The organism is Sphingorhabdus sp. (assembly GCF_044357595.1).
Classification (GTDB): domain Bacteria; phylum Pseudomonadota; class Alphaproteobacteria; order Sphingomonadales; family Sphingomonadaceae; genus Sphingorhabdus_B.
This window is the reverse complement of the sequence record NZ_JBIKPH010000173.1, coordinates 1-3,978: the sequence shown is the minus strand read 5'-3', so window position 1 is coordinate 3,978 and position 3,978 is coordinate 1. Positions and strand designations below refer to the sequence as shown.

Here is a 3,978-nt window from a genome sequence, read left to right as displayed (position 1 = left end):
TTCTATCTCGCAGTGGCCACGCTCTTTCCCTTTGTCACCGGTCCGGACAAGGCGCTGCTGGCGCGGACGGGCGGCGGTATCTTGTGGATAGCGGCGCTGTTGGCGACGCTTCTGCCCATTGAGCGCCTGATTTTACCTGACCGGCAGTCTGGGGTGCTTGATCAATTGGCCCTGCGCGGGTGGTCCGATGAACTTGTCGCGACGGCCAAAATCGCGGGTCAGATTGTCGCCTTTGCCCTGCCATTGCTTCTCGCAACGGTGGTGGGTTCGGCACTGATTGGATTACCTGAGGCGCAATTGGGCACTTTACTGCTTGGCCTCGCACTCGCTTTACCCTCATTGGCGGGGCTTTCAGTGATGATTGCCGCACTCACCGCTGGCCTTAGCGGTGCGAGCGCACTTGGCGGGCTGTTGCTTGTGCCACTCACCATTCCCCTGCTTATCTTTGGCGCAGGCACTTTGGCAGAAGATCCTCGAAATGCGATGCAGTTGCTTGCCGCAACGTCGCTAGCAATAACGGCACTATCGCCCTTTGCGGCGGGCGCAGCATTAAGGGCGGGCCGTATCTAGGGTCGGAATGCCCATGCACCAAATAATGCATGGGCCTTAATTCTCAACCGCCTGAGCAATACACCGCTTTATTGCGCAGAAATCTTCTGGGCATAGCCGTCGGCCACCATCGCCTCGACCAAGTCGAACAGTTTTTCAGGATCCTGCGCGCGCAAAACGGGAATGCTGGCCTCCATGCCTTCTGCGATGACGATTTCGCGTTTTCCATAGGCTGCAGCGTCCCAGATGCGGCTGGCGACCTCGTGCGGGTCAATGCCGTTTTCAATCGCGGCGTCGCTCATGCCACGAATAGAGCCATCGGCGTTCAGTGCATTGCGCGACACGTTGGTTTTGACGGACCCCGGCGCCACAACGAGCACCTTGACCCCCTGCCCGGCCACTTCGCTGCGTAAGGCATCGGCATAGCCAATCAGGCCGTGCTTTGCCGCACAATAGGCCGTGCGCATAGGAATGCCGGCCTTTCCGGCCACGCTGGAGATCATAACGATCTGGCCAGCGCCACGCGAAACCATGTGTGACAGCAGTGCCTGCGTAAGCGCAATCGGTGCGAGCAAATCGACATCGACAATGCGCTGGTACACCGACAAATCAGTGTCCACAGCGGGCGAGCGTTGCGATATGCCCGCATTGTTGACCAACACATCAACACTGCCTTGAAACGCAATAGCCTTCGACACTTTTTCGGCCAATCCGTCATAGTCCACAGTGTCGAATGGCAAGACTAAACAACGCTCCGGCGCGCCAGTTTCGTCCGCAACACGTTGCAACTCGGCGACGTTGCGTCCCGACAATATCGCATGACCACCGCCGCCTACAAACGCCTTAGCAAGTGCCTCACCGATCCCCGACGATGCACCTGTGATCCACGCTGTTTTGTGTGATTGACTCATTTTTTTTGTTCTCCTTATGGTATGTTACGTCAACTTGGGCTTGGCCACTGTCAAGACATTCTGGCTTGCACTTTGCTGTCCGCCGCACCACATGCGGAGAATGCTTATAGAAACTGAACTGACCCCTAACCCTTCGACCATCAAATTCCTGCCTGGAACTGTGGTCATGGACACCGGAACACGGGACTTTGCCTCTCCTGAAGAGGCAGAAGCTTCGCCTCTTGCCGAGGCGCTGTTTACGCTTGGAGATGTCACGGGCGTGTTCTTCGGACATTCGTTCATTTCGGTAACGGCTGCGCCGGGCGTCGAATGGGCAAGCCTAAAGCCAGATGTGCTTGGCATATTGCTTGACCATTTCAGCGCCAATATGCCCTTGTTCAAGCCGGCGGCAGCAGGGTTCTCGGTGCCGTCGGGTGACGCAGACTATCCACTTGATGATCCGGAAGATGCAGACATAGTGCTCCAAATCAAGGAATTGATCGAGACCCGCGTCCGCCCTGCGGTGGCCAATGACGGCGGCGACATCATTTATCGCGGTTTCCAAAAAGGCGTAGTATTCTTGCAGATGCAAGGCGCGTGCGCGGGTTGCCCATCATCCTCGGCCACGCTGAAAAACGGGATCGAACAATTGCTTAAGCATTATGTTCCGGAAGTCACCGAAGTGCGTGCAGCTTAAATTTTTCACGTTTAGAAAGTTAACATCATGTCAGAACCATTGAACGATGCTGCTCTTGATCAGCTTTTTCGTGAAGCGCGCAGCTATAATGGCTATTTGGATAGGCCAGTAACACAAAAGCAACTTGAGAAAATTTGGGATGTCATGAAATTTGGTCCTACATCAGCCAATTGCCTGCCCGCTCGGATCATCTGGTGCAGTAGTGACGCTGCCAAGCAAAAACTTGCCGCTCTCTGTATGCCAGCCAATGGTGACAAAATTCTGCAAGCGCCAGTGACCGCCATCATTGGCATGGACCTAGAATTTTATGAAAATCTGCCTGAGCTATTTCCGCACACAGATGCGCACAGCTGGTTTGTTGGTAATGATGCGCTGATTGAAAAAACCGCCTTCCGCAATAGCAGCTTGCAAGGCGCCTATTTCATCCTTGCGGCGCGTGCACTTGGGCTCGACACCGGAGCAATGTCGGGCTTCAACAATGCGGCGGTTGACGAGGCATTTTTTGCAGGCACAAAAGTGAAGTCAAATTTCATCTGCACCTTGGGCTATGGCGATAAGGCAAGCATTTTTGAGCGCAGCCCCCGCCCTGCATTTGACCGCTTCAACAGCGTTATCTGATCCCGAAGCGGCAGCGGACCGTTATGCGGACATTGGTTATAGATACCGCGACGCGGGCATGCTCAGTCGCTTTATTCGACGGCCATGATCTCGTATCCGCACAACATGAAGTCATTGGCCGTGGCCACGCGGAACGCCTGCTCCCGCTCATCGCTGCTTTGCCAGATAGCGGCAAGGCGGACCAAATCTTCGTCAATGTCGGGCCTGGAAGCTTTACCGGCATTCGCGTGGGCGTTGCAGCGGCGAAGGCCCTAGGGTTGGCGTGGCATATCGACGTGCAAGGCTATGGCTGCCTGACATTGATCGCCGCGATGGCCCGTGCCCAAATGGCAGAACCCTTGGCCGTCGACGTGATTATGACTGGTGGCCATGGTGAGTATTTCTTTGAAGCTTTCGCTGCCGATGGGCAGTCAATGGAGCCAGTATGCTCCATTCTGCCTGAGGCAGTGTCATCGCTTGCCACTGCGCTGAATGTCGCTGGAGATATTAATCTGCAGCGCGTGAACGGGAGATGGTTCGACCTGCTGCCCGATGCGCACCATTGGGTGCACCTTCCTACGGGCAGCAGCCTGCCGCCGGTCCCAATTTATGGCAGGGCGCCCGACGCGAAGCCATTGGCGATAACCTGATGATTCGAATCATTGAAGGCGACGCGCGCAATATTTCGGCCGTGATGTCGGTCATGAATGATGCATTCGATCCGCGTTTTGGAGAAGCGTGGACTGCCGCGCAGCTTTTATCGACACTTGTTCTACCCGATTGTCGGCTATTACTTGCTACAATTGAAGAAAGTGTCCGCGGTTTTGCATTCGGCCGCTGGGTTCTTGACCACGAAGAACTATTAATGATTGGGGTGATGCAGCAGTTTCAGGGGCAACGCATCGGAAAAATACTATTGTCAGAAACGGTTAAGCGCGCACGCGGCGCAGGACGAACAAAACTGTTCTTAGAGGTCCGTGACGGTAACAATGCTTATGATTTCTACCTTAATTCTGGATTTCTGCCGATTGGTCGTCGCAAAAATTACTACAGAAATGCAGATTGCATCAATCCTGATGCGATTACTATGGAACTAAATTTATAATAATGACATTACATTAGGCTCAGGATTCATTAATTGATCCAGAAGGCGCAGATAGCGGCGATGGTGATAGCGGACAGGAAGGTATGTGCGCATCGGTCATAGCGGGTGTGGATACGCCGCCAGTCTTTGAGTCGCGCGAA

6 protein-coding genes and 1 pseudogene are annotated in these 3,978 nt (G+C 54.4%); 5 read left to right on the top strand and 2 right to left on the bottom strand.

The features are described 5' to 3' along the window. The coding region (locus ACIQ2T_RS12340) for a heme exporter protein CcmB (RefSeq protein WP_397591072.1) at positions 1-570 on the top strand (570 nt) is incomplete at its 5' end. A 68-nt stretch (positions 571-638) separates the two neighbouring features. Here ACIQ2T_RS12340 and ACIQ2T_RS12335 read toward each other — a convergent pair. After that, positions 639-1,460, bottom strand: coding sequence for an SDR family NAD(P)-dependent oxidoreductase (locus ACIQ2T_RS12335; protein WP_397591071.1), 822 nt, complete (start codon positions 1,458-1,460; stop codon positions 639-641). 100 nt (positions 1,461-1,560) lie between these two features. Between ACIQ2T_RS12335 and ACIQ2T_RS12330 the strand changes: the two genes are divergently transcribed. Genes ACIQ2T_RS12330 through ACIQ2T_RS12315 form a run of 4 tightly spaced genes read left to right on the top strand, consistent with a single transcriptional unit; the run spans position 1,561 to position 3,838 of the window. After that, on the top strand, positions 1,561-2,136 hold the full coding sequence (locus ACIQ2T_RS12330) for a NifU family protein (protein WP_397591070.1): 576 nt from the start codon (positions 1,561-1,563) through the stop codon (positions 2,134-2,136). Between the two features lie 27 nt (positions 2,137-2,163). After that, the gene (locus tag ACIQ2T_RS12325; protein WP_397591069.1) at positions 2,164-2,754 is read left to right on the top strand and encodes a malonic semialdehyde reductase; all 591 of its coding nucleotides are present in this window, start codon (positions 2,164-2,166) and stop codon (positions 2,752-2,754) included. A 23-nt stretch (positions 2,755-2,777) separates the two neighbouring features. Further along, a complete protein-coding gene (gene tsaB / locus ACIQ2T_RS12320) occupies positions 2,778-3,383 on the top strand; it encodes a tRNA (adenosine(37)-N6)-threonylcarbamoyltransferase complex dimerization subunit type 1 TsaB (RefSeq protein ID WP_397591068.1) in 606 nt (201 codons plus the stop codon). Continuing rightward, positions 3,383-3,838, top strand: a complete 456-nt coding sequence (locus ACIQ2T_RS12315) for a GNAT family N-acetyltransferase (RefSeq protein WP_397591067.1) — start codon at positions 3,383-3,385, stop codon at positions 3,836-3,838. The genes tsaB and ACIQ2T_RS12315 overlap by 1 nt, the downstream gene beginning before the upstream one ends. A gap of 29 nt (positions 3,839-3,867) precedes the next feature. Here ACIQ2T_RS12315 and ACIQ2T_RS12310 read toward each other — a convergent pair. Beyond that, positions 3,868-3,978: pseudogene (locus ACIQ2T_RS12310) on the bottom strand (IS5/IS1182 family transposase); the annotation flags it as partial.

What these genes read in the sequence shown, in the direction of transcription:
- ACIQ2T_RS12325 (WP_397591069.1), top strand. Translation starts at nt 2,164, where the DNA reads ATGTCAGAACCATTGAACGATGCTGCTCTTGATCAGCTTTTTCGTGAA.
- ACIQ2T_RS12335 (WP_397591071.1), bottom strand. Translation starts at nt 1,460, where the DNA reads ATGAGTCAATCACACAAAACAGCGTGGATCACAGGTGCATCGTCGGGG.
- ACIQ2T_RS12330 (WP_397591070.1), top strand. Translation starts at nt 1,561, where the DNA reads ATGCTTATAGAAACTGAACTGACCCCTAACCCTTCGACCATCAAATTC.
- ACIQ2T_RS12315 (WP_397591067.1), top strand. Translation starts at nt 3,383, where the DNA reads ATGATTCGAATCATTGAAGGCGACGCGCGCAATATTTCGGCCGTGATG.
- tsaB (WP_397591068.1), top strand. Translation starts at nt 2,778, where the DNA reads ATGCGGACATTGGTTATAGATACCGCGACGCGGGCATGCTCAGTCGCT.